The sequence below is a fragment of the Methylobacterium radiodurans genome, from assembly GCF_003173735.1.
GTDB lineage: Bacteria > Pseudomonadota > Alphaproteobacteria > Rhizobiales > Beijerinckiaceae > Methylobacterium > Methylobacterium radiodurans.
The window spans coordinates 2219774-2245168 of record NZ_CP029551.1; the positions used below are offsets into that span (position 1 = coordinate 2219774).

At 70.3% G+C, this 25395-nt stretch carries 24 protein-coding genes and 1 tRNA gene; 10 read left to right on the forward strand and 15 right to left on the reverse strand.

From position 1 onward, the window contains the following. Positions 1-10: 10 nt before the first annotated feature. From DK427_RS10215 to msrP, 6 genes are all read left to right on the forward strand, one after another. The gene (locus DK427_RS10215; protein WP_109951164.1) at positions 11-1507 is read left to right on the forward strand and encodes a leucyl aminopeptidase; all 1497 of its coding nucleotides are present in this window, start codon (positions 11-13) and stop codon (positions 1505-1507) included. A 106-nt stretch (positions 1508-1613) separates the two neighbouring features. After that, a complete protein-coding gene (locus DK427_RS10220) occupies positions 1614-2345 on the forward strand; it encodes a hypothetical protein (RefSeq protein WP_204165299.1) in 732 nt (243 codons plus the stop codon). A gap of 425 nt (positions 2346-2770) precedes the next feature. Next, entirely contained in the window at positions 2771-3607 is an 837-nt protein-coding gene (locus DK427_RS10225) for a formate/nitrite transporter family protein (protein WP_109951165.1), read from the forward strand. A gap of 66 nt (positions 3608-3673) precedes the next feature. After that, positions 3674-5389, forward strand: a complete 1716-nt coding sequence (locus DK427_RS10230) for a bifunctional protein-serine/threonine kinase/phosphatase (RefSeq protein WP_109951166.1) — start codon at positions 3674-3676, stop codon at positions 5387-5389. Positions 5390-5536: 147 nt separating this feature from the next. Further along, positions 5537-7231, forward strand: coding sequence for an AMP-binding protein (locus DK427_RS10235; RefSeq protein ID WP_109951167.1), 1695 nt, complete (start codon positions 5537-5539; stop codon positions 7229-7231). A gap of 101 nt (positions 7232-7332) precedes the next feature. After that, complete coding sequence (msrP, locus tag DK427_RS10240) at positions 7333-8280, forward strand: protein-methionine-sulfoxide reductase catalytic subunit MsrP (protein WP_109951168.1); 948 nt, start codon at positions 7333-7335, stop codon at positions 8278-8280. Between the two features lie 49 nt (positions 8281-8329). Here msrP and DK427_RS10245 read toward each other — a convergent pair whose 3' ends face one another. The 10 genes from DK427_RS10245 to hemB form a co-directional block, all read right to left on the reverse strand. Then, positions 8330-9220 (reverse strand): LysR family transcriptional regulator, encoded by an 891-nt coding sequence (locus DK427_RS10245; protein ID WP_109954096.1) that lies wholly within the window; start codon positions 9218-9220, stop codon positions 8330-8332. 244 nt (positions 9221-9464) lie between these two features. Then, complete coding sequence (gene trxB, locus DK427_RS10250; RefSeq protein ID WP_109951169.1) at positions 9465-10442, reverse strand: thioredoxin-disulfide reductase; 978 nt, start codon at positions 10440-10442, stop codon at positions 9465-9467. A 45-nt stretch (positions 10443-10487) separates the two neighbouring features. Beyond that, positions 10488-11501: a mitochondrial fission ELM1 family protein gene (locus DK427_RS10255; RefSeq protein WP_245930875.1), complete on the reverse strand. Its 1014-nt coding sequence runs from the start codon at positions 11499-11501 to the stop codon at positions 10488-10490. Then, positions 11498-12031 carry a hypothetical protein gene (locus tag DK427_RS10260; RefSeq protein ID WP_109951171.1) on the reverse strand — a complete coding sequence of 178 codons (534 nt, stop codon included), beginning with the start codon at positions 12029-12031 and terminating at the stop codon, positions 11498-11500. Before DK427_RS10260 ends, DK427_RS10255 begins: the two co-directional genes overlap by 4 nt. 7 nt (positions 12032-12038) lie before the next feature. Next, complete coding sequence (greA, locus tag DK427_RS10265) at positions 12039-12515, reverse strand: transcription elongation factor GreA (RefSeq protein WP_197430725.1); 477 nt, start codon at positions 12513-12515, stop codon at positions 12039-12041. A gap of 102 nt (positions 12516-12617) precedes the next feature. After that, positions 12618-16091: a carbamoyl-phosphate synthase large subunit gene (gene carB, locus DK427_RS10270; protein ID WP_109951172.1), complete on the reverse strand. Its 3474-nt coding sequence runs from the start codon at positions 16089-16091 to the stop codon at positions 12618-12620. A 193-nt stretch (positions 16092-16284) separates the two neighbouring features. Next, positions 16285-17031, reverse strand: coding sequence for an arginyltransferase (locus tag DK427_RS10275; RefSeq protein ID WP_109951173.1), 747 nt, complete (start codon positions 17029-17031; stop codon positions 16285-16287). Positions 17032-17160: 129 nt separating this feature from the next. Beyond that, positions 17161-17649, reverse strand: coding sequence for an RDD family protein (locus DK427_RS10280; protein ID WP_109951174.1), 489 nt, complete (start codon positions 17647-17649; stop codon positions 17161-17163). 156 nt (positions 17650-17805) lie between these two features. Next, positions 17806-18180: a hypothetical protein gene (locus DK427_RS10285; protein ID WP_109951175.1), complete on the reverse strand. Its 375-nt coding sequence runs from the start codon at positions 18178-18180 to the stop codon at positions 17806-17808. After that, positions 18177-19232 (reverse strand): porphobilinogen synthase, encoded by a 1056-nt coding sequence (gene hemB / locus DK427_RS10290; RefSeq protein WP_109951176.1) that lies wholly within the window; start codon positions 19230-19232, stop codon positions 18177-18179. The genes DK427_RS10285 and hemB overlap by 4 nt, the downstream gene beginning before the upstream one ends. Before the next feature lie 183 nt (positions 19233-19415). On the opposite strand from hemB, the gene DK427_RS10295 reads away from it, so the two are divergent. Beyond that, a complete protein-coding gene (locus DK427_RS10295; protein WP_109954097.1) occupies positions 19416-19853 on the forward strand; it encodes a DUF6163 family protein in 438 nt (145 codons plus the stop codon). Positions 19854-20015: 162 nt separating this feature from the next. Then, positions 20016-20525: a transcriptional regulator LdtR gene (gene ldtR / locus DK427_RS10300; RefSeq protein ID WP_109951177.1), complete on the forward strand. Its 510-nt coding sequence runs from the start codon at positions 20016-20018 to the stop codon at positions 20523-20525. Between the two features lie 136 nt (positions 20526-20661). On the opposite strand, the gene pqqA (DK427_RS10305) is transcribed toward ldtR, so the two are convergent. Further along, entirely contained in the window at positions 20662-20751 is a 90-nt protein-coding gene (gene pqqA, locus DK427_RS10305; protein ID WP_109951178.1) for a pyrroloquinoline quinone precursor peptide PqqA, read from the reverse strand. A 65-nt stretch (positions 20752-20816) separates the two neighbouring features. Continuing rightward, positions 20817-20906 carry a pyrroloquinoline quinone precursor peptide PqqA gene (gene pqqA / locus DK427_RS10310; protein WP_043388520.1) on the reverse strand — a complete coding sequence of 30 codons (90 nt, stop codon included), beginning with the start codon at positions 20904-20906 and terminating at the stop codon, positions 20817-20819. Between the two features lie 438 nt (positions 20907-21344). Here pqqA (DK427_RS10310) and mgtE point away from each other — a divergent pair, with 438 nt between their 5' ends. After that, positions 21345-22712 carry a magnesium transporter gene (mgtE, locus tag DK427_RS10315; RefSeq protein WP_109951179.1) on the forward strand — a complete coding sequence of 456 codons (1368 nt, stop codon included), beginning with the start codon at positions 21345-21347 and terminating at the stop codon, positions 22710-22712. Positions 22713-22726: 14 nt separating this feature from the next. Here the strand turns inward: mgtE and DK427_RS10320 are convergent. From DK427_RS10320 to DK427_RS10330, 3 genes are all read right to left on the reverse strand, one after another. Then, positions 22727-22813 (reverse strand) — tRNA-Leu (locus DK427_RS10320). Positions 22814-22860: 47 nt separating this feature from the next. After that, a complete protein-coding gene (locus DK427_RS10325) occupies positions 22861-24042 on the reverse strand; it encodes an FAD-dependent monooxygenase (protein WP_109951180.1) in 1182 nt (393 codons plus the stop codon). Between the two features lie 17 nt (positions 24043-24059). After that, entirely contained in the window at positions 24060-24335 is a 276-nt protein-coding gene (locus tag DK427_RS10330) for a zinc-finger domain-containing protein (RefSeq protein WP_109951181.1), read from the reverse strand. A gap of 225 nt (positions 24336-24560) precedes the next feature. On the opposite strand from DK427_RS10330, the gene map reads away from it, so the two are divergent. Further along, complete coding sequence (gene map / locus DK427_RS10335) at positions 24561-25391, forward strand: type I methionyl aminopeptidase (RefSeq protein ID WP_109951182.1); 831 nt, start codon at positions 24561-24563, stop codon at positions 25389-25391. Positions 25392-25395 lie beyond the last annotated feature (4 nt).

The following is a 25395-nucleotide window of genomic DNA, read 5'->3' on the forward strand; positions in this document are numbered from 1 at the left end:
AAGCAACCACATGGCGGACGGCATCACCATCACCTTCGCTCCGGTGAGCCGGGCCGGCGGGGGCGACCTCGTCGTGTTCGTCGGCGACGACCTCGCGCTGGGCCAGGCCGCCCGCGAGGTTCTGGGCACGGCCGGCGCCGACCTCGTGGCGCGGGCCGCCGCCTCCGAGCAGTTCCGGGGCCGCCATCTGACCGCGCTCTCCCTGCCGGCGCCGGCCGGCGTCGAAGCCGACCGGCTGGTCGTGGTGGGGCTCGGCTCCGACAAGGACCGGGCCAAGATCGAGTGGCCGGTGCTCGGGGGCTTCACGGCCGGCAAGGTCTCGGGCCGCACCGCCCGCGTGGTGCTCGACTGGCCGGGCGCCGCTCTCTCCGCGCGCGACGCCGCCGACTTCGCCCTCGGCGCGCGCCTGCGGGCCTACACATTCGACCGCTACAAGACGAAGAAGAAGCCCGACGCCGAGGACAAGACCGGCTCGACGCTCACCCTGATGCTGGCGGGCCACGCCGAGGCGGAGACGGCAGCGGGCGAGACCCGCGCGGTCGCCGAGGGCGTCACGCTCGCCCGCGATCTGATCAACGAGCCGCCGAACGTGCTCTCGCCGGCCGAGTTCGCGGCCCGCGCCGCGGAGCTTGCCAAGCTCGGCGTCGCGGTCGAGGTTCTGGAGCCGGCGCGCCTGCGCGAACTGAATTTCGGCGCCCTGCTCGCGGTGGCGCAGGGCTCGGTCCGCGAGCCGCGCGTCGTGATGATGCGCTGGAACGGCGGCCGGCCGGGCGAGGCGCCGCTGGCGCTGATCGGCAAGGGCGTGGTGTTCGATTCCGGCGGCGTCTCGATCAAGTCGGCCGGCGGCATGGAGGACATGAAGGGCGACATGGGTGGGGCCGCCGCCGTGGTCGGCACGCTCCACGCGCTCGCCGCCCGCAAGGCCAAGGTGAACGTGGTCGGCGCCATCGGCATCGTCGAGAACATGCCGGACGGTGCCTCCTACCGGCCGTCCGACATCGTCACCTCCATGTCGGGCCAGACCATCGAGGTCATCAACACCGATGCGGAGGGCCGTCTCGTCCTGGCGGACGTGATCTGGCACGTGCAGCAGACCGAGAAGCCGAAGGCGATCATCGACCTCGCCACGCTCACCGGCGCGATCATCGTGGCGCTTGGCCAGGACATCGCCGGCCTGTTCTCGAACGACGACGACCTTGCCGCCAAGATCACGGCGGCCGGCGAGGCGACCGCCGAGAAGGTCTGGCGGATGCCGCTGATCCCGGCCTACGACAAGGCGATCGACTCGAAATTCGCCGACATGAAGAACACCGGCGGGCGGCACGGAGGCGCGGCCACGGCGGCGGCCTTCATCAAGCGCTACGTCAACGACACGCCCTGGGCGCATCTCGACATCGCGGGCGTCGGCATGTCTTCGACCCCGAACGAGATCAACCGCAGCTGGGGCGCCGGCTGGGGCGTGCGCCTGCTCGACCGTCTGGTGCGTGACAATTACGAGGGGCGCTAGGGCCTGAGAGCGGGGCTGCCCCGCTTCTTTCCCTCCCCCGCAACGGGGTGAGGGGGTATGACACGGGTTCGTGTCCTGCCCTGCGGACCTGTAGAGTACCCGAGTCATGCGCGGAGCACCCATTCTTCTGGCCGCCCCCCCCGTCGCGACGGCGCTCGCCGCCCTGGCGCTCGTGGCGGCCACGGGCCTCAGCCAGCGCTCGGCCCTGCCGGCGCCCGTCGAGCCTTTCGTCTACGGCTTCTTCCTCGACCGCTACCCGCTCTTCGCCTTCGCCCTCGTCTACGGGCTCGTGCGGATCGTCTGCGCGGTCGCCGCTCCCGGGCCGGCCTCGCCGGTCCGGCGGGGGCTGCTCGGCCTCGCCGGACTCGCGGCTCTGCTCATCGTCTCGCTCTACCCGACCTTCGGCGGCCTCGTGCTGCGTGCCGGCTTCGGCAGCGGCAGCATGGCCTTCCTCACCAACACGCCGCTCTGGGGCGCCTACGCCATCGGGTCGGCGGTCGCGGCCCTGGTGTTCGGTCTCGCCATGGGCCTGCCGATCGCGCTGGCGACGCTACGGCGCCGCGCCCCGGAGAGGTTTGGGCGGCGCCTTCGGCGCATCCTCGTGACCGCGGCTCTGAGCTTCCTCGCCCTGTGGCTCGGCGCCGCGATTCTCGGGTTCGCCCGGGAGGCCGGCATCGGACCTTGGCCACGGCGGCCCTTCACGGCCGAGGAGGCTCTCCGGGCCGGCCTCGTCGTCCTTGCCGCGACCCTGCCGCACGCCCTCGTCTGCCTGTTCCGCACGGTCCGGCCCGAACCGGCGCGCAGAACCGCGCTCAAGGACCGCCTGCGGCCGATGTGACGTCGGGCCCATCGATGGTGGCCTCGAAGCTGCGGGTAGCCTGCCGCCGGGACGCCAGGGACGGGAATGGAAGGTGATCCGGAGCCCGAAGAAGCAAATGCCGCCAAGCGGCTCGATCCTCAGGAACATCCCAGCCTTCAGAGGCCCCGCCTCGGTTCGTATCGTGGCCCGGATCACGCTTCCTGGACGCTGCCGGCATCGCAGCTGACGTGGCGACGTCCGATGCCGCGTCCTGCGATGCCGTCGCGCCTCGGCTCCCCAGGCGGAGCATCGGCCGACGACAGGCTCGCTTCTTGCATTTGCGCGGCCGACCGGAGCGGGCAGCCCCGCCCCGTCGCACAGCACGTCGGACCGGAGACGCCCTGACATCCAGGCGGGGTCGATCGCGAACCTCTCGAATTTCCGGCCGCCACAAGGAAACCCGTATGGCTTACCTCGCGCCCTCCGAATTCGTCACCAAGATGGTCGACGCCGGAGAATCCAAGATCTTCATGTCGACCCGCGACACCGTGATCCGCGCCTACATGGCCGGCGCGATCCTGGCGCTCGCGGCGGTCTTCGCCGTCACCATCACGCAGCAGACCGGCATCCCGATCCTCGGCGCCGCCCTGTTCCCGGTCGGCTTCTGCATGCTCTACCTGCTGGGCTTCGACCTGCTCACCGGCGTGTTCGTGCTGGCGCCCCTCGCGCTCCTCGATCGCCGGCCGGGCGTGACCGTCGGCGGCGTGCTGCGCAACTGGGGCTTCGTCTTCCTGGGCAACTTCATGGGCGCGCTGACGGTCGCCTTCATGATGGCCTTCGTCTTCACCTTCGGCTTCACCGCGCCGGCCGACAAGGTCGGCGAGTTCATCGCCCATGTCGGCGAGCGCCGCACCGTCGGCTACGCGGCGCACGGCGTCGGCGGCTGGTTCACGATCTTCATGCGCGGCATGCTGTGCAACTGGATGGTCTCGACCGGTGTCGTCGGCGCGATGATCTCGACCACGGTGAGCGGCAAGGTCATCGCCATGTGGATGCCCATCATGGTGTTCTTCTACATGACCTTCGAGCACTCGGTGGTGAACATGTTCCTGTTCCCCTTCGGTCTGATGATGGGCGGCAACTTCTCGATCGGCGACTACTTCTTCTGGAACGAGATCCCGACCGTGCTCGGCAACCTCGTGGGCGGCCTCGCCTTCACGGGCCTGACCCTCTACACCACCCACGTCCGCACCGCGCCCAAGCGCGCCGTCCCGGGCGAGGCGCGCCGCCTCGCCGCCTGATCCGCGCTTGACCCGACGGGGGCCCGCGCCGCAAGGGCACGGGTACCCTCGCGCGCGACCGCCAGCATGCCGAACGATCTCAGGCTCGCCCTCGGCCAGTACAGCGAGGCGGGCCGCAAGGACGCCAACCAGGACTTTCACGGGGCACTCATCCCCGAGCAGCCGGCGCTGGCGCTCAAAGGCGCGGCCCTCGCCATCGCCGACGGGATCGGCAGCAGCGCAGTGAGCCACGTCGCCAGCGAGACGGCGGTCAAGAGCTTCCTCACCGACTACTACGACACGCCCGACACGTGGTCGGTGAAGAGCGCCGCGCAGCGCGTGATCGCGGCGGCCAATTCCTGGCTCCACGCCGAGACGCGGCGCAGCCGGCACGAGCGCGACCGCGGCTACGTCACCACCTTCAGCGCCCTCGTCCTCAAGGGACGCACGGCCCACGTCTTCCACGTCGGCGACGCGCGGATCTGCCGGGTCGCGGGCCGCTCCCTGGAGCAGCTCACCGAGGACCATCGCCTCGTCCTCTCCGAGCACGAATCCTATCTCGGCCGGGCGCTCGGCGCGGGCGCCCATGTCGAGATCGACCACGCCAGCGTGCGGACCGAGCCGGGCGACGTCTTCGTGATGACGACGGACGGCGTGCACGAGCACGTCTCGCCCGAGACACAGACCGGCCTGATCGCGCGACATGCCGCCGATCTGGACAGGGCTGCGCGCGAAATCGTCAGACATGCCTACGAGGCCGGCAGCGACGACAACCTCACCGTGCAGATCGTGCGTATCGAGGCAGCACCCGAGGCCGGTCCGCTCGATCTCGCCGGGCGCGTCGAGGATCTGACACCGGCGCCCCTGCTCGATCCGCCGACGACCTTCGACGGCTACCGTGTGCTGCGCGCGCTCCACGCGAGCCACCGCAGCCACGTCTACCTCGCGGAGGATGTGGAGACCGGCGCGACGATCGCCCTCAAGGTTCCGTCCACCGAGGCGCGCGACGACCCCGCGCAGCTCCGCCGGCTCGTGATGGAGGAGTGGATCGCCCGGCGCATCGACAGCCCGCACGTGCTGAAGGCGCAACCCCAGGCCCGCCGGCGCAGCCACCTCTACGCGGCGATGGATTACGTGGAGGGATGCACGCTGGCGCAGTGGATGCGCGACAACTCGGCGCCCGACCTCGAGACGGTGCGCGGCCTCGTCGAGCAGATCGCCCGCGGGCTGCAGGCCTTTCACCGGCGCGAGATGGTGCACCAGGACCTACGTCCGCAGAACGTCCTGATCGACGCCGACGGCACCGTGCGGATCATCGATTTCGGCTCGACCCGGGTTGCGGGCGTGGCCGAGACCGCGCCCGAGGAGCAGGTGCTCGGGACCCAGCAGTACAGCGCCCCCGAATACCTCGCGGGCCAGCCCGGAACGCCGGCTTCCGACGTATTCTCGCTCGGTGTCGTCGCCTACCAGATGCTGACCGGGCAGCTGCCCTATGGGGCAGAGGCCGCCCGCGCGCTCACCGAGGCGCGGGCGCGCCGGCTGCGCTACGTCCCGCTCTCGGCCGCGCGGCCGGGCCTGCCCGTCTGGGTCGATGGGGCCCTGCGCAAGGCGGTCCACCCGAACCCGGCGCTCCGCTACGAGGCGCTCTCGGCCTTCACCTACGACCTGCGACACCCGAATCCGTCGCTCGCCGGCGTCCGCAATGCGGCGCTGCTGGAGCGAAACCCGGTCCTGTTCTGGAAGCTCGTCTCGCTGGTCCTGGCTCTGGCGCTCGTCGCGGTGCTCGCCGTCCGGGCCCCCTGAGCGCCGGCCGACGCTTCCCCCGCTCTGTCCCAAGCCGCCCCGCGCCGCAGCTTGTTCGCGGCCGGCATATCGCCCACTTTCGCCAGCAAGGGGAGCGATCTTGAAGACAGCGCGGCCGGCACGAAGCCGCGGTTCAGGGAGTACGCCGTGATCGAGGAACAGAGAGCCGTCAAGCCGTGGCTCGCATCATATCCGGCCGACATGCCGGCGGAGATCGAGGTGGACGGGCTCGGCACGCTCGTCGACATGTTCGAGGCGAGCACGGCGCGTTTTGCCGACCGCACGGCGGTGATCTGCTTCGGCATCTCGCTGAGCTACGCCCAGCTCGGCGCGCTCGCCCGCGCGTTCGCCACGTGGCTCCAAGGGCAGGGGATCGCCAAGGGCGACCGGGTCGCCATCATGATGCCGAACGTCCCGGCCTACCCGGTGGCGTTGTTCGGCACGCTGCTGACGGGCGCGACGGTCGTCAACGTCAACCCGCTCTACACGCCGCGGGAACTCGCCGCTCAGCTCAACGATTCGGGCGCCCGCACCCTCGTGGTGCTGGAGAACTTCGCCCACACGGTCGCGCAGGCGCTGCCGAACCTCTCCGTCGATCGGGTGGTGATCGCAGGCCCCGGGGACGGGCTGGGGCCCAAGGGCGCGCTGATCAACCTCGCGGCGCGCCATATCAAGAAGGCGGTGCCGGCCTATGCCCTGCCTCAGGGGCTCGCTACCCGCTTCACCGCGGCGCTGAAGGCCGGCCGCGGCCGGCCGTTGCGGTCGGTATCTGTGGCGCAGGGCGATCTCGCGTTCCTGCAATATACCGGCGGCACCACGGGGGTCGCCAAGGCCGCGATGCTGACCCACCGGAACGTGCTGGCCAACGTGGTGCAGAGCCAGACTTGGCTGCGGGCGACCGATCCGGACGCCCCGGTGCGCGTGATGGTGACGGCGCTGCCGCTCTACCACATCTTCGCGCTGACCTGCTGCTTCCTGTTCTTCATCCGTTCTGGGGGCACCTGCCTGCTGATCCCGAATCCGCGCGACGCGGACGGCTTCGTGAAAACGTTGTCGAAGCACCGCTTCACGCACATGTCGGGCGTGAACACTCTGTTCAACCTTCTGAACAATCACCCCCGCTTCCCACTGCTCGACTTCTCGCAGCTGGATTACGTCGTAGGCGGCGGTATGGCGGTGCAGAAATCGGTAGCCACGCGCTGGAAGGAGATCACCGGATCCACGATCGTGGAGGGCTACGGCCTGTCGGAGACCTCGCCGGTGGTCTGCGTGAATCCTTACGGACTGCCAGAGTGGAGCGGCACGATCGGCTTCCCCGTACCCTCGACCGATGTCTCGATCCGCGACGCCGACGGGATGCCGGTGCCCTTCGGCGTGCCCGGTGAGCTCTGCGTGCGCGGGCCCCAGGTGATGAAGGGCTACTGGAACCGCCCGGACGAGACCGCCAAGGTAACGACGCCGGACGGTTTCTTCCGCACCGGCGACGTCGCGGTGATGCAGCCGGACGGGCAGGTCCGGATCGTGGACCGGATGAAGGACATGATCCTGGTCTCCGGGTTCAACGTCTACCCGAACGAGGTGGAGGACGTCCTGGCGCTCCATCCCGGCATCCTCGAATGCGCGGTGGTCGGCGCGACCTGCCCGGATGCGGGTGAGATGGTGGTGGCCCACGTGGTGCTGCGCGACCCGTCGCTGACGGTCGAGGCGATCCGCGCCTACGCGCGCTCGCAGCTCACCGGCTACAAGGTGCCGCGCCAGGTGGTGATCCGGCAGGCCCTTCCGAAGACCAATGTCGGCAAGGTGCTGCGCCGGGCCCTGCGCGACGACGTTCCGGCCGCGTAACCCGCGCGTCCTCCGCGACGAATGGGCCCCCGATCCCCGGCTTGTCCCGCGCCCTCCGGGGCGCGATGTCCCGGGGCGAGGTATCGCGGAGGACGTGCCCCATGTTGATCAAGCAGAGCCGCGGCTGGGAGATCCCCGAGAGCCGCGCCACGCCCGAATCGGTCTTCCTGAACCGCCGCGCTCTGCTCGGCGGCGCCGCGGGCCTCGCGGCCGGCACTATGCTCGCCGGCCGGCCCGGAGTCGCGGCCGAGGGCGGCCCCTATCCGGCGCCGCGCAACGGGGCCTACACGCTCGACCGTGCGGTGACGCCGGAGCGCTACAGCGGCGACTACAACAACTTCTATGAGTTCGGCACCTCGAAGACCGTGATGCCGGCCGCCGAGGCCCTGAAGACGAGCCCCTGGACCGTCAAGGTCGACGGCCTCGTGGAGAAGCCCTTCGAGATCGGTGTCGATGACCTGATCCGGAAGGTGGGTCTCGAGGAGCGGCTCTACCGGCACCGCTGCGTCGAGGCGTGGTCGATGGCCGTGCCCTGGACAGGATTTCCGCTGGCGAAGCTCCTGGCGCTCGCGAACCCGACCTCCGGGGCGAAATACGTCCGCTTCGAGACCTTCCTCGACAAGGCGATGGCGCCGGGCCAGCGCGCGTTCTTCTACCCCTGGCCCTATGTCGAGGGGCTGACGCTGGCGGAGGCCGGCAACGATCTCGCCTTCGTGGTCACGGGCGTATACGGCAAGCCGCTGCCGAAGCAGTTCGGTGCGCCGATCCGGATCGCCCTGCCGTGGAAGTACGGTTTCAAGTCGATCAAGTCGATCACCAAGGTCTCGTTCGTGGCCGAACGGCCCAAGACCTTCTGGGAGGGCCTGCAATCCTCCGAGTACGGCTTCTGGGCGAACGTGAATCCGGCCGTGCCGCACCCGCGCTGGAGTCAGGCGAGTGAGCGCGTGCTCGGCACCGACCAGCGCGTGCCGACGCTGATCTACAACGGCTACGGCGAGCAGGTCGCCGGCCTCTACAAGGGGCTGGAGAAGGAGCGGCTGTTCGTGTGACGCGCGGGCTCTCCCGCTTCTCTCCAGTGGGCGCGGGAGAGCCGCAGGATCAATACGTCCAGCGCTGGGCCTTCGTGACGAGGAAGTCCCGGAATGCCTGCACGCGCGCCACGGTCCGCATCTCCTCGGCGTAGACGAGGTAGCTGTCGAGCGTCGGCATCTCGCTGTCGCGCAGCACCTGGGTCAGGGCGTCGCCGCCATCCACCGCGTAGTCCGGCAGAATGCCGATCCCGCAGCCCGTCTCCATCGCCTTCTGCAGTGCCGCTACGTTGTTGACAGTAAAGTGCACCGGACGGCGCTCGCGGCCCTCGCGCCCGATATCGGCCAGGTAGTGGGCGGCCAGCAGGTAGGAAGGCTCGTTGCCGCCGAACGAGACAAGGCGATGGTTGTCGAGATCCTCGAAGGTTTTCGGCTCGCCGAAGCGCTTGATGTAATCCGGGCTCGCGAAGGCGTGGTAGTGCACCGTGAAGAGCCGGCGCTGGATCAGGTCGGGCTGGGCGGGCCGGCGCATGCGGATGGCGATGTCGGCCTCGCGCATGGCGAGGTCGAGTTCCTCGTTGGTCAGGATCAGCTCGATGCGGACGTCCGGGTAGAGGTCGAGGAACTCGGCGACCCGCTGTGAGAGCCAAGCCGAGCCGAGGCCGACCGTGGTCGTCACCTTGAGGTCGCCGGAGGGACGCTCGCTCGTCTCGACGAGACGGGCCTTCGTGTTCTCCAGCCTCAGCTTCATGTCGCGCGCGGCGCGGAACAGCAGGTCGCCCTGCTCGGTGAGGATCAGTCCGCGGGCGTGCCGGTGGAACAGCGGCGCCTTCAACTCGCGCTCCAGGGCGCTGATCTGGCGGCTCACCGCGGACTGGCTGAGGCCGATATCGTCGCCCGCCTTCGTGAAGCTTCCCGCCTCGGCGACGTTGAGGAAGATCCGGATCTTGTCCCAATCCACGGCGAGCAGCCCCCACCAGCCCAGAACGCCCGCGCGACGGCGCGGTCCCAATCCAGCAACGCGAGCGGCACGGTCGGCCGACCGCGCCCATGCCGGTGCCGCAGGGCCGCGGTGCGGCCCTGTCGCCAGCACATAACTCATGCGTGCAGGACGCGGATCCGCGCAAGGCGTGCAGGCAGGTTTTTGTGGGTTGCGGCACAAATCCGGTGGACGGCGGGACAGGGCGAGTCCCGCCGGGCGCGCATCACTCGGCCGCGGCCTGCTGCGGCTTCTCGCCGATCTCAAGGTTCGCCAGGAACTTCTCGGCCTCCAGGGCCGCCATGCAGCCCATGCCGGCCGCGGTGATCGCCTGCCGGTAGACGTCGTCGGTCACATCACCTGCCGCGTAGACGCCCGGAATCTCGGTCTCGGTCGTGCCGGGCCGCACCGTGAGGTAGCCCCCCTGCCGCATCGGGAGCTGGCCCTCGAAGATCGCGGTGGCGGGCTGGTGGCCGATCGCTACGAACAGGCCGTCCGTTCGGTGCTCGCGGATCGCGCCCGTGGTGACATCCTTCAGGCGCAGATGGGTCACGGTGGGGGCAGGCTTCTCGGTGCCGCAGACCTCCTCGACCGCGTGGTTCCAGACCACCTCGACGTTCGGGTGCTTGAACAGACGCTCCTGCAGGATGCGCTCGGCGCGGAATCCGTCGCGGCGGTGGACCACCGTCACCCGCTTGGCGATGTTGGCGAGGTACAGCGCCTCCTCGACCGCGGTGTTGCCGCCGCCGACGACCGTTACCTCCTTGCCCCGGAAGAAGAAGCCGTCGCAGGTGGCGCAGGCCGAGACGCCGCTGCCCTGGTACTTCGCCTCGGAGGGCAGCCCCAGCCACTTCGCCTGGGCGCCGGTCGCGATGATCAGCGCGTCGCAGGAATAGGTCTCGCCGGAATCGGCCACGAGGCGGAACGGCCGGGTCTTGAGATCGACCGCGGTGATGTACTCCGAGACGATCCGCGTGCCGACATGCTCGGCCTGGGCGCGCATCTGCTCCATCAGCCAGGGGCCCTGGATGGCCTCGGCGAAGCCCGGATAGTTCTCGACGTCGGTCGTGATCATCAGCTGGCCGCCGGGCTGGAAGCCCGAGATCAGCAGCGGCTCCACCATGGCGCGGGCCGCGTAGATCGCCGCCGTGTAGCCGGCCGGGCCGGAGCCGATGATCACGAGCTTGGCGTGGGTATGGGCCATGAGAGTCCTCGAAGTCTGCGGCGGGCCGGTTCGCGCCAGCCTACCTCATGCCGCCGGTCGCGCCGACCGATGCTCCGCGTAGCGGCGCGCGAGCGCCGCCGCGATCACCGGGGTCGCGTCGATCGGCTTGTAGCTCAGCGCCTCCAAACGCCCGGTGAAGGGCTTCAGCGCCCCGGCGATCGCGAGGCCGGCGAACATCCGCCTGTGCCGGATATAGGTGCGCGGTAGGTCGAAGAGCAGGACCGGCGCGCCGGTGCTCACCGCCTCGCTCACCATGTTGGCCGAGTCCGAGGTCACAACAATCGCGTCGGCGAGCGCCAGCATGGCGACGTAGGGGTTGCGGCCCGTGCCGTCCCAGAGGAATCCGCCGGTCTCGTGGGCGAGCGCCTTCACAGAATCCCGGAGCGGGTTCGGCGTCCGGCGCGAGACCGTGACCATCAGGCGGCAGCCGCTCCCCGCGAGCTTGCGCAGGTCGTTCGTCAGCCGCAGCATGTCGGCCTTGCGGTAGCTGAGGTGCCGGCTGTCGCCGCCGATCAGCACGGCCGCGCGCGGGCGCTCCAACCCGGCGAGCCGCGGGTCGGGCTCGGCACGCGCCGCCGCGATCCGCGCCGCGGTGACGAGGTGGGGGGCGGTCAGCGTGGTGAAGACGTTCTCGCCGCGCAGGTCGTCGTAGTCCGGCACCCAGATGAAGTCGGCGCTGTCCTGGCCCGTGCGCGGATCCTTCAGGAAGGCCGTGAAGGTGCGCCCCTCCGTGGCGCGGCGCACCGCCCGCATGTAGGGCACGGACCTGCGCCCGGAGGCGATCACGATGTCCGGGAAGGGGCCGGCCAGCGCGCCTTTCCGGCGATGCGGTCCCTGGCGCGGGTCGATCGGCCCCCAGGGCGCGGTCCAGCCGAAGACACCGTTGGCGGGCACGCGGCGCAGCTCGTAGGCGAGGCCCAGCGTCTCCGCGATGCCGACGCACTGGTTCTCGTCTCCGGCCTTGCCGTCCGTGACGATCCAGGCGTACGTGCCGGCGAGCGCGCCGCTCACCGCCTCGGTTTCCAGCTGAACTGTCACCGGCCGGGCAGCTCGCGGCCCAGCCACTGGGCGTAGATGTCGGCGATGACCGCAATCCGGCGCCGCTCGTTGGCCGGGTCGTACCACGCTCCGCCGTAGCTCGACGGCATTGCGGTGAGCTGCGGGTGGCGAGCGATCACGGTGCCCCCGCGATCGACCAAGAGGGCTTCGCCGTCGAGATAGTCGCTCTGGTTGCCGCCGCCGAGGCCGCCGCGCCCGACATTGCCGCCCACATAGGCGCGCTGCGACAGGCCGGTGATCCGCACCACGAGGCGCGGGCCGCGCCCGCCGATACGGTCGGCGAGGCTGCGCCGCAGTGCAGCCGTGAGATCCGCCCGAAGGGCCTCGGCCGGCAGGCCGCCGCCCTGGGCCAGAAGCGGGCGCACGTCGACCTGCACGTCCGAGAAGGCGGGCGTCCACTGGCCCGCATCGGCGCCAGGCTGCGCGTTGACCGGCGCGAGCAGGCTCAGGCCGAGCGCGACCGAGCCCGCGACGAGCGCCGCGAATCGCCTCAGGGTAGATCCCGCCATCGCCCGCTCAGCCGCCGTACCGGACGGCGACGACCTCGTAGGACTTGCCGCCGCCGGGCGTCGTGACCTCGACGGTGTCGCCCACGCCCTTGCCGATCAGCGCGCGGGCGATCGGCGAGGTGATCGAGACGCGGCCCGAGCGCACGTCGGCCTCCGGCTCGCCCACGATCTGGTAGGTCTTCTTCTCCTCCGTGTCCTCGTCCACGAGCTGCACGGTGGCGCCGAACTTGATCTTGCTGCCGGAGAGCTTCGTCACGTCGATGATCTCGGCGCGCGCGATCATGCTCTCGAGTTCCATCACACGCCCCTCGTTGTGGGACTGCGCCTCCTTGGCGGCGTGGTATTCGGCGTTCTCCGACAGGTCGCCGAGAGCACGGGCCTCGGAGATCGCCTGGATGATGCGCTGGCGCTCGACCTGCTGGCGGTGCTTCAGCTCTTCCTCGAGGGCTGCGTAGCCGCGGGTCGTGATCGGAACCTTGTCTATGCTCATCGTCTCACGCCACAATGAATAGGCCCGGACGGGAGCGGTGTCGCTCCCTCCGGGCCAGAGGTCGGATCGGCTGTTCGCGGCCGGCGAGCCGGAGCTTCAGGCCGCGAAATATTCCTGCAGGGCGCGGACCTTGAGATCGCCTTCGAGGTAGGCACGGATCCCTTCGGCCGCGGCCATCGCGCCGGCTAGAGTGGTGTAGTACGGCACTTTATGCAAGAGGGCCGCCCGGCGCAGCGACCGGGAGTCGGAGAGCGCGCCGGCCCCTTCGGTGGTGTTGAACACGAGCTGGATCTCGCCGTTCTTGATGGCGTCCACCACGTGCGGGCGGCCTTCCAGCACCTTGTTGATGCGCTCGGTCGGCACGCCGTTCTCGACGAGGAAGCGCTGGGTGCCGCTGGTCGCCAGCACGGTGAAGCCGAGATCCTTCAGGAGGCGCACGGCCGGCAGGATCCGCTCCTTGTCGCCGTCGCGCACCGAGACGAAGACCGCGCCGGCCTTCGGCACCTGCGTGCCGGAGCCGAGCTGGCTCTTGGCGAAGGCGACCCCGAAGCCGGCATCCAAACCGATCACCTCGCCGGTCGAGCGCATCTCCGGTCCGAGGAGCACGTCGACGCCGGGGAAGCGCGCGAAGGGGAACACGGCCTCCTTCACGGCGATGTGCTGCAGCACCTTCGGCTTGAGGCCGAAGCTGGCCAGCGGTTCGCCCGCCATCACGCGCGCGGCTATCTTGGCGATCGGCTCGCCGATCACCTTGGCGACGAAGGGCACCGTGCGGGAGGCGCGGGGGTTCACCTCCAGCACGTAGATCGTGCCGTCCTTGATCGCGTACTGCACGTTCATCAGGCCGCCGACCTTCAGGGCCAGCGCCATCGCCTTGGTCTGGCGCTCCAGCTCGGCCATGATCTCCGGCGAGAGCGAGCGCGGCGGCAGCGAGCAGGCCGAGTCGCCGGAGTGGATGCCCGCCTCCTCGATGTGCTCCATGATGCCGGCGATGAAGACGTCCTGGCCGTCGCAGACCGCGTCCACGTCAACCTCGACCGCGTCCGAGAGGTAGCGGTCGAACAGGAGCGGGTTCTTGCCCAGCACCGTGTTGATCTGGCCGGTCTTGTCGTTCGGGTAGCGGGCCTTGACCTCGGAGGGAATCAGGCTCGGCAGCGTGTCGAGCAGGTAGTCGGCGAACTGCGTCTCGTCGCGGATGATCGCCATGGCGCGCCCGCCGAGCACGTAGCTCGGGCGAACCACGAAGGGCAGGCCGAGGTCGGCGGCGACCAGCCGGCTCTGCTCGACCGAGTAGGCGATGCCGTTCTTCGGCTGCTTCATGCCGAGCTTGTCGAGGAGCCGCTTGAACTGGTCGCGGTCCTCGGCGAGGTCGATCGCGTCCGGCGAGGTGCCGAGGATCGGCACGCCGGCCGCCTCCAGGGCGCGCGCGAGCTTGAGCGGTGTCTGGCCGCCGAACTGCACGATCACGCCGTGCAGCGTGCCCGCCTGCCGCTCGGTCTCGATGATCTCCAGCACGTCCTCGGCGGTCAGCGGCTCGAAGTAGAGCCGGTCCGAGGTGTCGTAGTCGGTCGAGACCGTCTCCGGGTTGCAGTTGACCATGATGGTCTCGTAGCCGGCGTCGCTCAGAGCGAAGCAGGCGTGGCAGCAGCAATAGTCGAACTCGATGCCCTGGCCGATCCGGTTCGGCCCGCCGCCCAGGATGATGACCTTCTTCTTGTCCGAGGGCAGCGCCTCGTCCACGACCGTTCCGGCGAACGGCGCCACGTAGGTCGAGTACATGTAGGCGGTCGGCGACTTGAACTCGGCCGCGCAGGTGTCGATGCGCTTGAAGACCGGGCGCACGCCGAGCGCGCGGCGCTTATCACGCACCTCCGCCTCCTCAAGGCCGGCCAGCACCGCGAGGCGCGCGTCGGAGAAGCCCGCCGCCTTGAGCTGGCGGAAGGCGCCCGCGGTGCCGGGCAGGCCGTGGGCCTTCACCCGGTTCTCCAAGTCGATGATGCCCTGGAGCTGCTCCAGGAACCACGGATCGATCTTGCAGGAGGCGTGCACCTCCTCGTGGCTGACGCCGAGGCGCAGCGCCTGGCCGACCTTCAGCAGGCGGTCCGGGGTCGGCGTGCCGAGCGCGGCCTTGATGGCGTTGTGGTCGTCGCCCTTGCCCAGCCCCTCTATCTCGATGTCGTCGAGGCCGGTGAGGCCCGTCTCCAGGGAGCGGAGCGCCTTCTGCAGGGATTCGGCGAAGCAGCGCCCGATCGCCATGGCCTCGCCCACCGACTTCATGGCGGTGGTCAGCGTCGGCTCGGCGCCCGGGAACTTCTCGAAGGCGAAGCGCGGGATCTTGGTGACGACGTAGTCGATCGTGGGCTCGAACGAGGCCGGCGTCGCCCCGCCCGTGATGTCGTTGGCGATCTCGTCCAGCGTGTAGCCGACCGCGAGCTTGGCGGCGACCTTCGCGATCGGGAAGCCGGTCGCCTTGGAGGCGAGCGCCGAGGACCGTGAGACGCGCGGGTTCATCTCGATCACGATCATGCGCCCGTTCTCGGGGTTGATCGCGAACTGCACGTTCGAGCCGCCGGTCTCGACGCCGATCTCGCGCAGCACCGCGAGCGAGGCGTCGCGCATCACCTGGTATTCCTTGTCGGTGAGCGTCAGCGCGGGCGCGACCGTGATCGAGTCGCCGGTATGGACACCCATCGGGTCGATGTTCTCGATGGAGCAGACGATGATGCAGTTGTCGTTCTTGTCGCGAACGACCTCCATCTCGTACTCCTTCCAGCCGAGTACGCTCTCCTCGATCAGCACCTCGTTCGTGGGCGAGGCATCGATGCCGCGCTCCACGATGTCGAGGAACTCCTCGCGGTTGTAGGCGATGCCGCCGCCCGTGCCGCCCATCGTGAAGGAGGGGCGGATGATCGCCGGGAGCCCGACCTCGGCCAGCGCGATGAGCGCCTGACCGAGCGCGTGCTCGCCGTAGCGCTTGCGCCGCTCGGACTCGGCGGACGCCCACTTGTTCTCGAAGGCGGTGAGCGCGGCCCGGCGCGCCTCAGGATCGCTGTTGGCCGCCTCGATGCGGGCCACCTCGGCGAGGTACTTCTCGCGGTCGGCCTTCTTGGCCGCGGAGGCGTTGGCGAGCGCCGATTTCGGGGTCTCCAGACCAATCTTGGTCATGGCGTCGCGGAAGAGGCTGCGGTCCTCGGCCTTGTCGATGGCCTCGGCGGTCGCGCCGATCATCTGCACGCCGAACTTCTCCAGCACGCCCATCTTCTGCAGCGAGAGCGCGCAGTTCAGCGCGGTCTGGCCGCCCATGGTCGGCAGGATCGCGTCAGGACGCTCCTTCTCGATGATCTTGGCGACGACCTCCGGAGTGATCGGCTCGACATAGGTCGCGTCCGCCATGTCCGGGTCGGTCATGATGGTCGCGGGATTCGAGTTGACGAGGACGATCCGGTAGCCTTCCTCGCGCAGCGCCTTGCAGGCCTGGGTGCCCGAATAGTCGAACTCGCAGGCCTGCCCGATGATGATCGGTCCCGCACCGACGATCAGGATCGAGGAGATATCGGTGCGCTTGGGCATGCTCGGCCTTCTGTCACGGACGCGCGCCCGATCCCGCACGGTCCCCCGATGGGGTTCCGCGGGCGAGCGCGATGGTCGGAATGTCGTTGAGGCTCGCGTTTACACGCAGCATCGCGGGTTTGGGAAGGGCGACCGCGCGGCGCCGAGATCATCCCCTGTGCGCGGCGCATGCAAGCGCCGTGCACCGCGATCCTTACGGCACCCGCACCCAGCCCTGACCCATCAACCGCTCCTGCGGCCGGAAGCGGGCCTTGTAGTCCATCTTGCGGGAGCCCTCGACCCAGTAGCCGAGATAGAGGTAGGGCAGCCCCAGAGCGCGCGCGCGGGCGATGTGGTCGAGGATCATGAAGGTCCCGAGCGACCGGTACGCCTCCGCGGGGTCGTAGAACGAGTAGACCATCGACAGGCCGTCAGCGAGGACGTCGGTCAGGCAGTAGGCCACCGGCGGGCCGCTGCCGCGGCCGTTGATCGCGGTGTCCGGCCCGCGCCGTCGGTAGGCCACCAGATGGGTGTCGACGTGGCTGTCCTCGATCATCATGGCGTAGTCGAGCACGGTCATGTCGATCATGCCGCCGTCGCCGTGGCGGGCGTCGAGATAGCGCCGGAAGAGGGCGTACTGCTCCGAGGCCGGGCGGTTCGGCTCGGCCGCGCCGACCAGATCCTCGTTGCGGGCGAGGATCCGGCGCTGGCTGCCCGATGGGGCGAAATCGTCCACGACCACCCGCACCGAGATGCAGGCCCGGCAGGATTCGCAGGCCGGCCGGTAGGCGATGGTCTGCGAGCGGCGGAAACCGCCCTGCGTCAGGATCTCGTTGAGGTCGCGGGCGCGGCGCCCGACGAGGTGGGTGAAGACCTTCCGCTCCTCCTGCCCCGGCAGGTAGGGGCAGGGCGAGGGCGCCGTCAGGTAGAATTGCGGGGTATCGCGCGGGTGGCTCGTCACGCGTCAGGTCGCCTCGGGCGACCCGGCGTCCGTGCCGGGCCTGAGGTTGAGTGTAACGCCCGTCCGCCGACGCTCAATGGGGCGAGAGGGTTGCCGAACACATTTCTCGGCGGTCCCGCGGTCGCGGGCTCAGCCGGCCCGCACCACCGCGAGGCCGAGCAGGAGGTCGTGGCCCAGACGCCGGTCGCTGCGCACCAGCCCGAACATCACGTCGACGAACCAGAGCAGGAAGGTCGTGATCGCCACGTAGAACAGCAGGGCGTGCACCGCCGCCGTCAGCATGTCGACGGTGCGACCGCTCTCGGGGGCGACGACGCGCAGGCCCATCATCCGCATGCCGAGCGTGCTCTGGCGGGACCCGCCGACCGTGATCGCGCTGTAGATGATGCCGCTCGCCGGCAGCACCGCGAACAGCGTCCAGCCCAGACCGAAGGTGACGAGGCCGATCAGGGCGATCGCCAGCCAGAGCAGCACCGAGAAGCCGAAGATGAAGACGATGTCGAGCAGGTAGGCGCAGAAGCGCGCGCCGAGGCTCGCGCGGACGGCCGGCAGCGGCATCGGCGGCAGGTAGCCGGGCGCGTCGTAGCGGGGGGCGTAACCGGGGCGGGGGCTCTGCATGGTGTCGCATCCTCGCGCGGCGGGATTCTTTTCAGAGGATGAGGTGGGGAGGGGAGGCGCCCCGCTCAAGATCCCCGCTGCGGCTCTCCCTCTGCGGGGGAGGGAAGCGACGGGGATGTTGGCCCGCGCCGGCCATGCCCTGCCGAGAGGCTACCCTCACCGCTCCCCCGGATCCGCCTCGGCCGCGTCCGGGGTATCGAGGTAGAACCGCTTGAGCAGGTACAGGGACGCCCCGCTCAGGTTCTGCCGGTCCGTGGTGATCCCGACGATCTCCGTATCCGCGCCGAAGCGGCAGAGCGCCCAGTGGGGCCGGGGCCCTACCGCGTAGTCGATCCGCACGCTGTCGGGCGTCGCACCCGTGCCCGCGCGCAGGACGCGCAGGTTCGTCTCCGCGGGCACGAGCGCCGGCACGGCGCGCCGGCAGAGGGCGACGCGCTCGCGCTGCAGCCTGTCCTCGCAGGTGGCCAGGCCGGCCAGAAGCCCCGCGAGCGTCGCAGCGCCGACGAGCCCGGCGCGCAGGCCCGGCCTCACGCTCCGGCGCGCAGGTGCTCTGCGACGCGCGGGGCGTAGTAGGTCAGCACCCCGTCCGCACCCGCGCGCTTGAAGGACAGCAGGCTCTCCAGCATGGCCCGCTCGCCGTCGAGCCAGCCGTTGCGGGCGGCCCCTTCCAGCATCGCGTACTCGCCCGACACCTGGTAGGCGAAGGTCGGCACGCCGAATTCGTCCTTCACCCGCCGGATGATGTCGAGATAGGGCAGGCCGGGCTTGACCATCACCGAATCCGCGCCCTCCGCCAGATCGAGCGCGACCTCGCGCAGCGCCTCGTCGGAATTGCCCGGATCCATCTGGTAGGTGCGCTTGTCGCCCACCAGCGCCGCCTTGGTGCCGATCGCGTCGCGGAACGGCCCGTAGAAGGCGCTCGCGTACTTCGCCGCATAGGCCATGATCTGCACGTCGAGGAAGCCCGCCTTGTCGAGCGCCGCCCGGATCGCGCCGACGCGCCCGTCCATCATGTCGGATGGCGCGATGATGTCGGTGCCGGCCTCGGCCTGGATCAGGCTCTGCTCCACGAGGAGGGCCACCGTCTCGTCGTTGAGGATCGCGCCCTCTTCCAGCAGGCCGTCGTGGCCGTGGCTGGTGTAGGGGTCGAGCGCGACATCGGTCATCACACCGATCTCGGGCACGGCGCGCTTGACCGCCCGTACCGCCCGGCAGACCAGGTTCTCGCGGTTGAGGGCCTCGGAGCCCGTGGGGTCGCGCAGGCTCGCCTCGGTGTAGGGGAAGAACGACACGGCCGGGATGCCGAGGCGGGCCGCCCGCTCGGCCGCGCGCACGATCTCGTCCACGCTCAACCGCTCGACGCCCGGCATCGAGGCGATCGGCTCGCGCCGTCCCTCGCCCTCGATCACGAAAAGCGGCCAGATCAGGTCGTCGACGGTCAGCGTGTTCTCGCGCATCAGCCGGCGCGACCACGCCGCCTTGCGATTGCGCCGCGGGCGCTGGGTGATGGCGAGGCCCTGCCGGGTCGTGGTCCGGGCGGCCTCGACGGCCAGGGGGCGCGGTTCGGGCGTGTCGTGCGACATCTCGGGTCACCGGAACTGTGAAATGCCAGAGGCTTGAGCCGGGCTTGGGCCGGGGCCTAGCACATCCGCCGGGCCTGTCGAAGCCTCCGGGCGGGGGCCTCCCCTGCGGTTGACGCGAGCCCGGCCGCGGCCTCTAACCGGGACCGGCGCGCGACGGAGAGGCGAGGCACGACGGTGATGCGCATGCAGGCGCGCGGGCGCGAGCCCGATCTCGGCGGCGACCGCATCGAGCGGAGCGCGACCACCCGCACGTCCAACTGGGACACGGCGCTGATCTGGTTCATGCGCGTGACCGCCCTGGTCTGGCTCGCCAAGAGCATCTGGTCCTGGGCGGCGATCCTCGACGCGTGGCCGCATGGCCGCCCCTTCGAGGGCGAGCCCTTCGGCCGGCAGGCGGCGATCGTCTACTTCGCGGTGATCGACGCGACCGCCGCGATCGGACTCTGGCTCACCAGCGCCTGGGGCGGCGTGATCTGGCTGCTCGCCGTGACCTCCTCGGTCACGCTCGCCCTGCTCACCCCGCTGCTGTTGCCGATGCCCGTGGCGTTGATCGGCGCTCAGATCAGTATTGTGCTGATCTACTTTCTCCTATCCTGGTCGGCAGCCCGCGAGGTGCGGTAAACGGAAAGTTGTCGGGATCCTTCAGCTTGCGTTTACCCACAGAAGTAAATCGCCAATTCATCCTGTCGCTTAAACCGCCTTTCATTCCCGGCCCATAGGTTGAACCCATAAGCGGCGCCGGACAGCGGCGGCCGGCACAACCGGATCAGGCGAGGCAGGCGGATGAAGACCCAGGCGACCAAGGCGATCGAGACCCCGGCCAACGAGGCCGCCCCGGCTGCGGGCGCCTATCTCGAGGCGCTGCATCTGGTGGAGCGGCTGCACCGCCGGCTCCTCGACGTGATCAAGGACGAGTTCGAGCGCCGCGGCCGCGAGGACGTCAACAGCGTCCAGGCGCTGCTGCTCTACAACATCGGCGACAAGGAACTCACCGCGAGCGAGCTGCGCACGAAGGGCTACTATCTCGGCTCCAACGTTTCCTACAACGTGAAGAAGCTCGTCGAGCTCGGCTTCCTCCACCACGCCCGCTCGAAGACGGACCGGCGCGCGGTGCGCATCAGCCTCACCGACAAGGGCCGCATGGTGCACGACATCATCCAGGGGCTCTACGACAAGCACGCCCGCACGATCGCGCCGATCGGCGGCATCTCGGAGGACGATTTCGGGCGCCTCAACGTCGCGCTGGGCCGCCTGGAGCGCTTCTGGACCGACCAGATCCGCTACCGCCTCTGATCGGTCGGGTTCTGGCAAACGCATCGGGCCCGGGACGCGCGAAGCGTTTCGGGCCCGATGCGTTTGTGCTGAACGAAAAAGGGCGCCGCCTCCGGGGAGGCAGCGCCCGAAACGAACCGCGGAAGCGGTCGTCGGCTCAGTTGAAGGTGTCGATCTCAGCCGACTCGTAGCTGGTGACTTCCATGCCGACGCAGACTTCCTGGACGATGGGGGCGGACCACTTCATGGCGTTTCTCCTGATGCGTTGCGTGAGGGTTCGAGGGATGGCCGGCATGAACCGGCCGGCTCACCTCAGTTGAAGGTGTCGATCTCGGCCGACTCGTAGCTGGTGACTTCCATGCCGACGCAGACTTCCTGAACGACCGGGGCAGACCAAGCCATCGCGCTTCTCCTCTGTTGATGGACCCAAGATAGGCAATGTGTTGGGCGCAATACAAGCGGGCCCGACGCTTATATTTCTCATAGGCTGCACTATCGTGCGGCCGGCGGCGCGCCCCAGAGGGTGGTCCGCGGCGGATTGTCGAGTACCATCAATCATATGGGCGCCGGGCCGCCCGTTCGCAACGATCCGGCGGCGCCGCGGACCCGCCGCGCTGCTTGACGCCCACGCCTGGCGGGCGCAACGGAGGCGCGCGCCGGCCCGCCGGCTCCCCGATCCATCCGAGCGCGATGCCTGGCGACGTTCCCGACCGACCGTCTGTGCCGAACCCGGGCACGCCGCTCTCTCCGCCGCGCCGGCCGCGCGCTCGGGGCTGAGAGGGCAGGGCCGGGCTCGGCCGGCGCCCCCGCAGGATCGTCGCCTCACCCGAGGCGAGTCCCATGACCGAGATCGTTGACCCCGTCCGGGTCGAGCCCTCCGTGCTGGCCGCGCTGCTCTCCGACGAGCGGGCGCCGGACATCGTCGAGGCACTGAACGCCGAGGCGCCCGAGGTCGCCGCCGCGATCCTGCTCGGTCTGTCCATCGAGCGGGCGGTCGAGGTGCTGGACCAGCCCGAACTCGCCTGCGCCGCCGACATCATCGAGATCCTGCCCCGCGACCGGGTCGCGGTCTATCTCACCGGCATGTCGGCCGACCGGGTGACGGACGTGTTCCGGGAGATCGAGGAGCCCGGCCGCTCGGACCTGCGCGCCCGGCTCGATGCCGAGACCCGCGGCGCGGTCGATCGCCTCAGCGCCTACGGCGAGGAGACGGTGGGCTCGCTGATGACCACCGAGTTCGTCGCCGTGCCGGGGAGCTGGACGGTGGCGCAGACTCTCGACCACATCCGGCAGGTCGAGCGGACCCGGGAGACGGTCTACGCGATCTTCGTGCTCGACCCGCGCACGCGGACACTGACCAAGGCCGTGCCCCTGCGCCGCCTGATCGCGGGCGAGCCCGGGGACAGCGTGCTCGCGGTCGCGCCGGAGCGGCGCCCGCTGAGCGTGACGCCGACGGCGAGCCGCGAGGAGGCCGCGCGCCTCATCTCCAAGTACGACCTGCTGGCGCTGCCCGTCGTCGACGCGGTCGGCCACGTCATCGGCATCGTCACGGTGGACGACATCATCGACGCGATGGTGGCCAAGCAGACGCAGGACGTGCAGCGCTTCGGCGGCATGGAGGCGCTGCCCGAGCCCTACATGGAGATCGGCTTCCTCACGATGATCCGGAAGCGGGCCGGCTGGCTCTGCGCCCTATTCCTCTCCGAGATGCTGACGGCCTCCGCCATGCAGGGCTTCGAGGGCGAGCTGGAGCGGGCCCTCGTGCTGACGCTGTTCATCCCGCTCATCATGAGCTCGGGCGGCAATTCCGGCTCCCAGGCGACCTCGCTGCTGATCCGGGCGCTCGCGCTGCACCAGATCCGCCTGCGCGACTGGTGGCGGGTGGCCCTGCGGGAACTGCCGACCGGCCTCGTGCTCGGCGCGATCCTGGGGGCGATCGCGGTCGCCCGCATCGCGATCTGGCAGGAGGCGGGGCTCTACGATTACGGCCCGCACTGGGTGTTGGTGGCGGCGACCGTGGGCGCGGCGCTCGTCGGCATCGTCACCTTCGGCTCGCTCGCGGGCTCGATGCTGCCCTTCCTGCTCCAGCGCGTCGGCTTCGACCCGGCCACCGCCTCGGCGCCCTTCGTGGCGACGCTGGTCGATGTCACCGGGCTGGTGATTTATTTTTCGGTGGCGCTGGTGATCCTGCGGGGGACGCTGCTGTGAGGCGCTGCGGCGCGTGGTGCGGACGGCGGGACTCGAACCCGCACGGCCTTACGGCCGCAAGATTTTAAGTCTCGTGCGTCTACCGGTTCCGCCACGTCCGCGCGGTCCGAGCGGTAGCCGGGCGCCGGGCCGAGATCAAGCGGGCCGATCAGGCAGGATCCGGCTTCCAGCCGTAGAGCCAGGCGTAGCGCTCGCGCATCCCGTCTGGGCCGAGGCGGCGCATCACGAGGTCGCGGGCGAAGGCCGTCAGCGCGCCCGCGTGGTAGGTGCGGCCGTTGCCGCGGGCCGCGCGCTGGACGCGGGCGACGCGGGCGGCCCGCGCCGCCGCGTAGGCCGCCAGCGCCTCGGGCACCGGCCGGTCCGCGAGGCAGCGGGCGAGGACCGCCGCGTCCTCGATCGCGAGGGCCGCGCCCTGCGCCAGGAAGGGCAGGACGGGGTGGGCGGCGTCCCCCAGGAGCGCGACCCGGCCGCGGGCGAGCGGGCGCGCGACCGCGCGCTCGGCGAGCGACCAGACGAGCCACGAATCGGGCAGGGCCAGGAGTTCGCGCAGGGGGGCAGCGCAGCCGCGGAAATGCGTGCGCAGGACGGCGGGATCGCCGATCCGGCCCCAGTCGGCGTCGCTCTGCCGCTCGGGCACGATCGCCACCACGTTGAGGAAGCGCCCGCCGCGGATCGGGTAATGCACCACGTGCCGGCCCGAGCCGAGCCACAGCCCAGTCTCCTCGCCGCCGAACGCCTCGGGCAGCCCCTCGCGCGGCAGCACGGCCCGCCACGCCGCCATCTGGCCGAATCGCAGCGGCGCGGGGTCGAGCTGCTCGCGGATGCGCGAGCGCAGCCCGTCGGCGCCGATCGCGAGATCGGCCGCCACCACGTCGGTGCGCGCGTCGCCCGCGCAGGTGAGTTCGACGCCCTCCGGCGTCTGCGCGATGGCGGTGACGTCGCGCCCCACCATCAGGCGGATGTTCGGCCGCCCGCGCACCGCGTCGAGGAGCAGCGTCTGCAGGTCGGCCCGGTGGATCACGTAGTAGGGGGCGCCGTAGCGCTCGTGCGCGGCGCGGCCGAGCGCCACCGCGCCGATCCAGCGCCCCCCGTCGAGGGCGCGCACCACCACGCCCGGCGGCTCGCTCGCCGCCCGGCGGAGCGCTGCGGCGAGCCCGAGATCGCAGAGCACCCGGCTCGCGTTCGGCGAGAGCTGGAGCCCGGCGCCGACCTCGCTGAAGCCGGTCCGGCGCTCCACGAGGGTCACCCGGTGGCCGGCATCGTTGAGCGCGAGCGCGGCGGTCAGCCCGCCGATGCCGGCGCCGACGACGGCGATGTCGAGCGCGGCCACGGCCGGCGCGGTCGCGGTCAGGCGGCCTTGTGGCTGCTGGCCTTGGGGTTGATGGCCTTGTCGTCCCAAAGGCAGGCCGGCGGGTCCGATTCGGTGGCCTTCAGGCCGGCGCGGTAGCGGTAGAGCGTCGAGCAGTACTGGCAGATGATCTCGTCGTCCGCGCCCATGTCGAGGAACACGTGCGGGTGGTCGAAGGGCGGGCGCGCGCCGATGCACATGAATTCCCGCGCGCCGACATGGATGACGGGGACGCCGAGGTCGTTGTGGAAGTGCGGAACCGCCTTGTCAGCCATCTGCCGCCCTGCTGCTCGTGAGGGCCGCCGGCCCGATCCGCCGCCGCTTATGGGGTAAGCTCCGCGCCGCGCGCAAGTCTGGGCCGCCGGTCCGGCCCCGCGGCGCGCACGGGTGCCGCCCCGCTTGGCGGAACGGCCCCCGGCACCGTACATAGCGCAGGACACGGCGTGCAGGACGCCGCCCCCGCCCGCATCCGTCGCCGAGCCCGCCGCAAAGCCCGCCCCATGAACCAGCAAGACCAAGCCACCGCGCAGGGTGCGCGCCGCTCGCCCGAGGCCCCGATCCACGGGCCGGAGGGTTTCGAGGGCATGCGCCGGGCGGGCCGCCTCACCGCCGAGGCTCTCGACCTCCTGATGGAAGCGACCCAGCCGGGCGTCACCACGGAGGCACTCGACAAGCTCGCCTACGAGTTCGCGATGGACCACGGCGCCTACCCGGCCTCGCTCCTCTACCGCGGCTACCCGAAATCGATCTGCACCTCGATCAACCACGTGGTCTGCCACGGCATCCCGAACGACAAGCCGCTGCGCGAGGGCGACATCGTCAACCTCGACATCTGCCTGATCCTGGACGGCTGGCACGGCGATTCGAGCCGCATGGCCTTCGTGGGCGAGGTGCCCCGCAAGGCCGCGCGCCTCTGCGAGATCACCTACGAGGCACTGATGCGCGGCATCGCGGCGGTCAGGCCCGGCGGCACCACGAACGACATCGGCCGGGCGATCCAGGACTTCGCCGAGGCCGAGCGCTGCTCCGTGGTGCGCGATTTCTGCGGCCACGGCCTGGGGCGCACCTACCACGACGCGCCGACCATCCTGCACTACGTCGAGGCGAGCTACGACGTGCCGCTGAAGCCCGGTCAGTTCTTCACCATCGAGCCGATGATCAATCTCGGGCGCCCCGCCGTGAAGGTCCTTGCCGACGGCTGGACCGCGGTGACTCGCGACCGCTCGCTCTCCGCCCAGTTCGAGCACACCGTCGCGGTCACCGAGGCGGGCTGCGAGATCTTCACGGTCTCGCCCAAGGGCCTGCACCAGCCCGTCAACCCGGGCGCCTGATCCC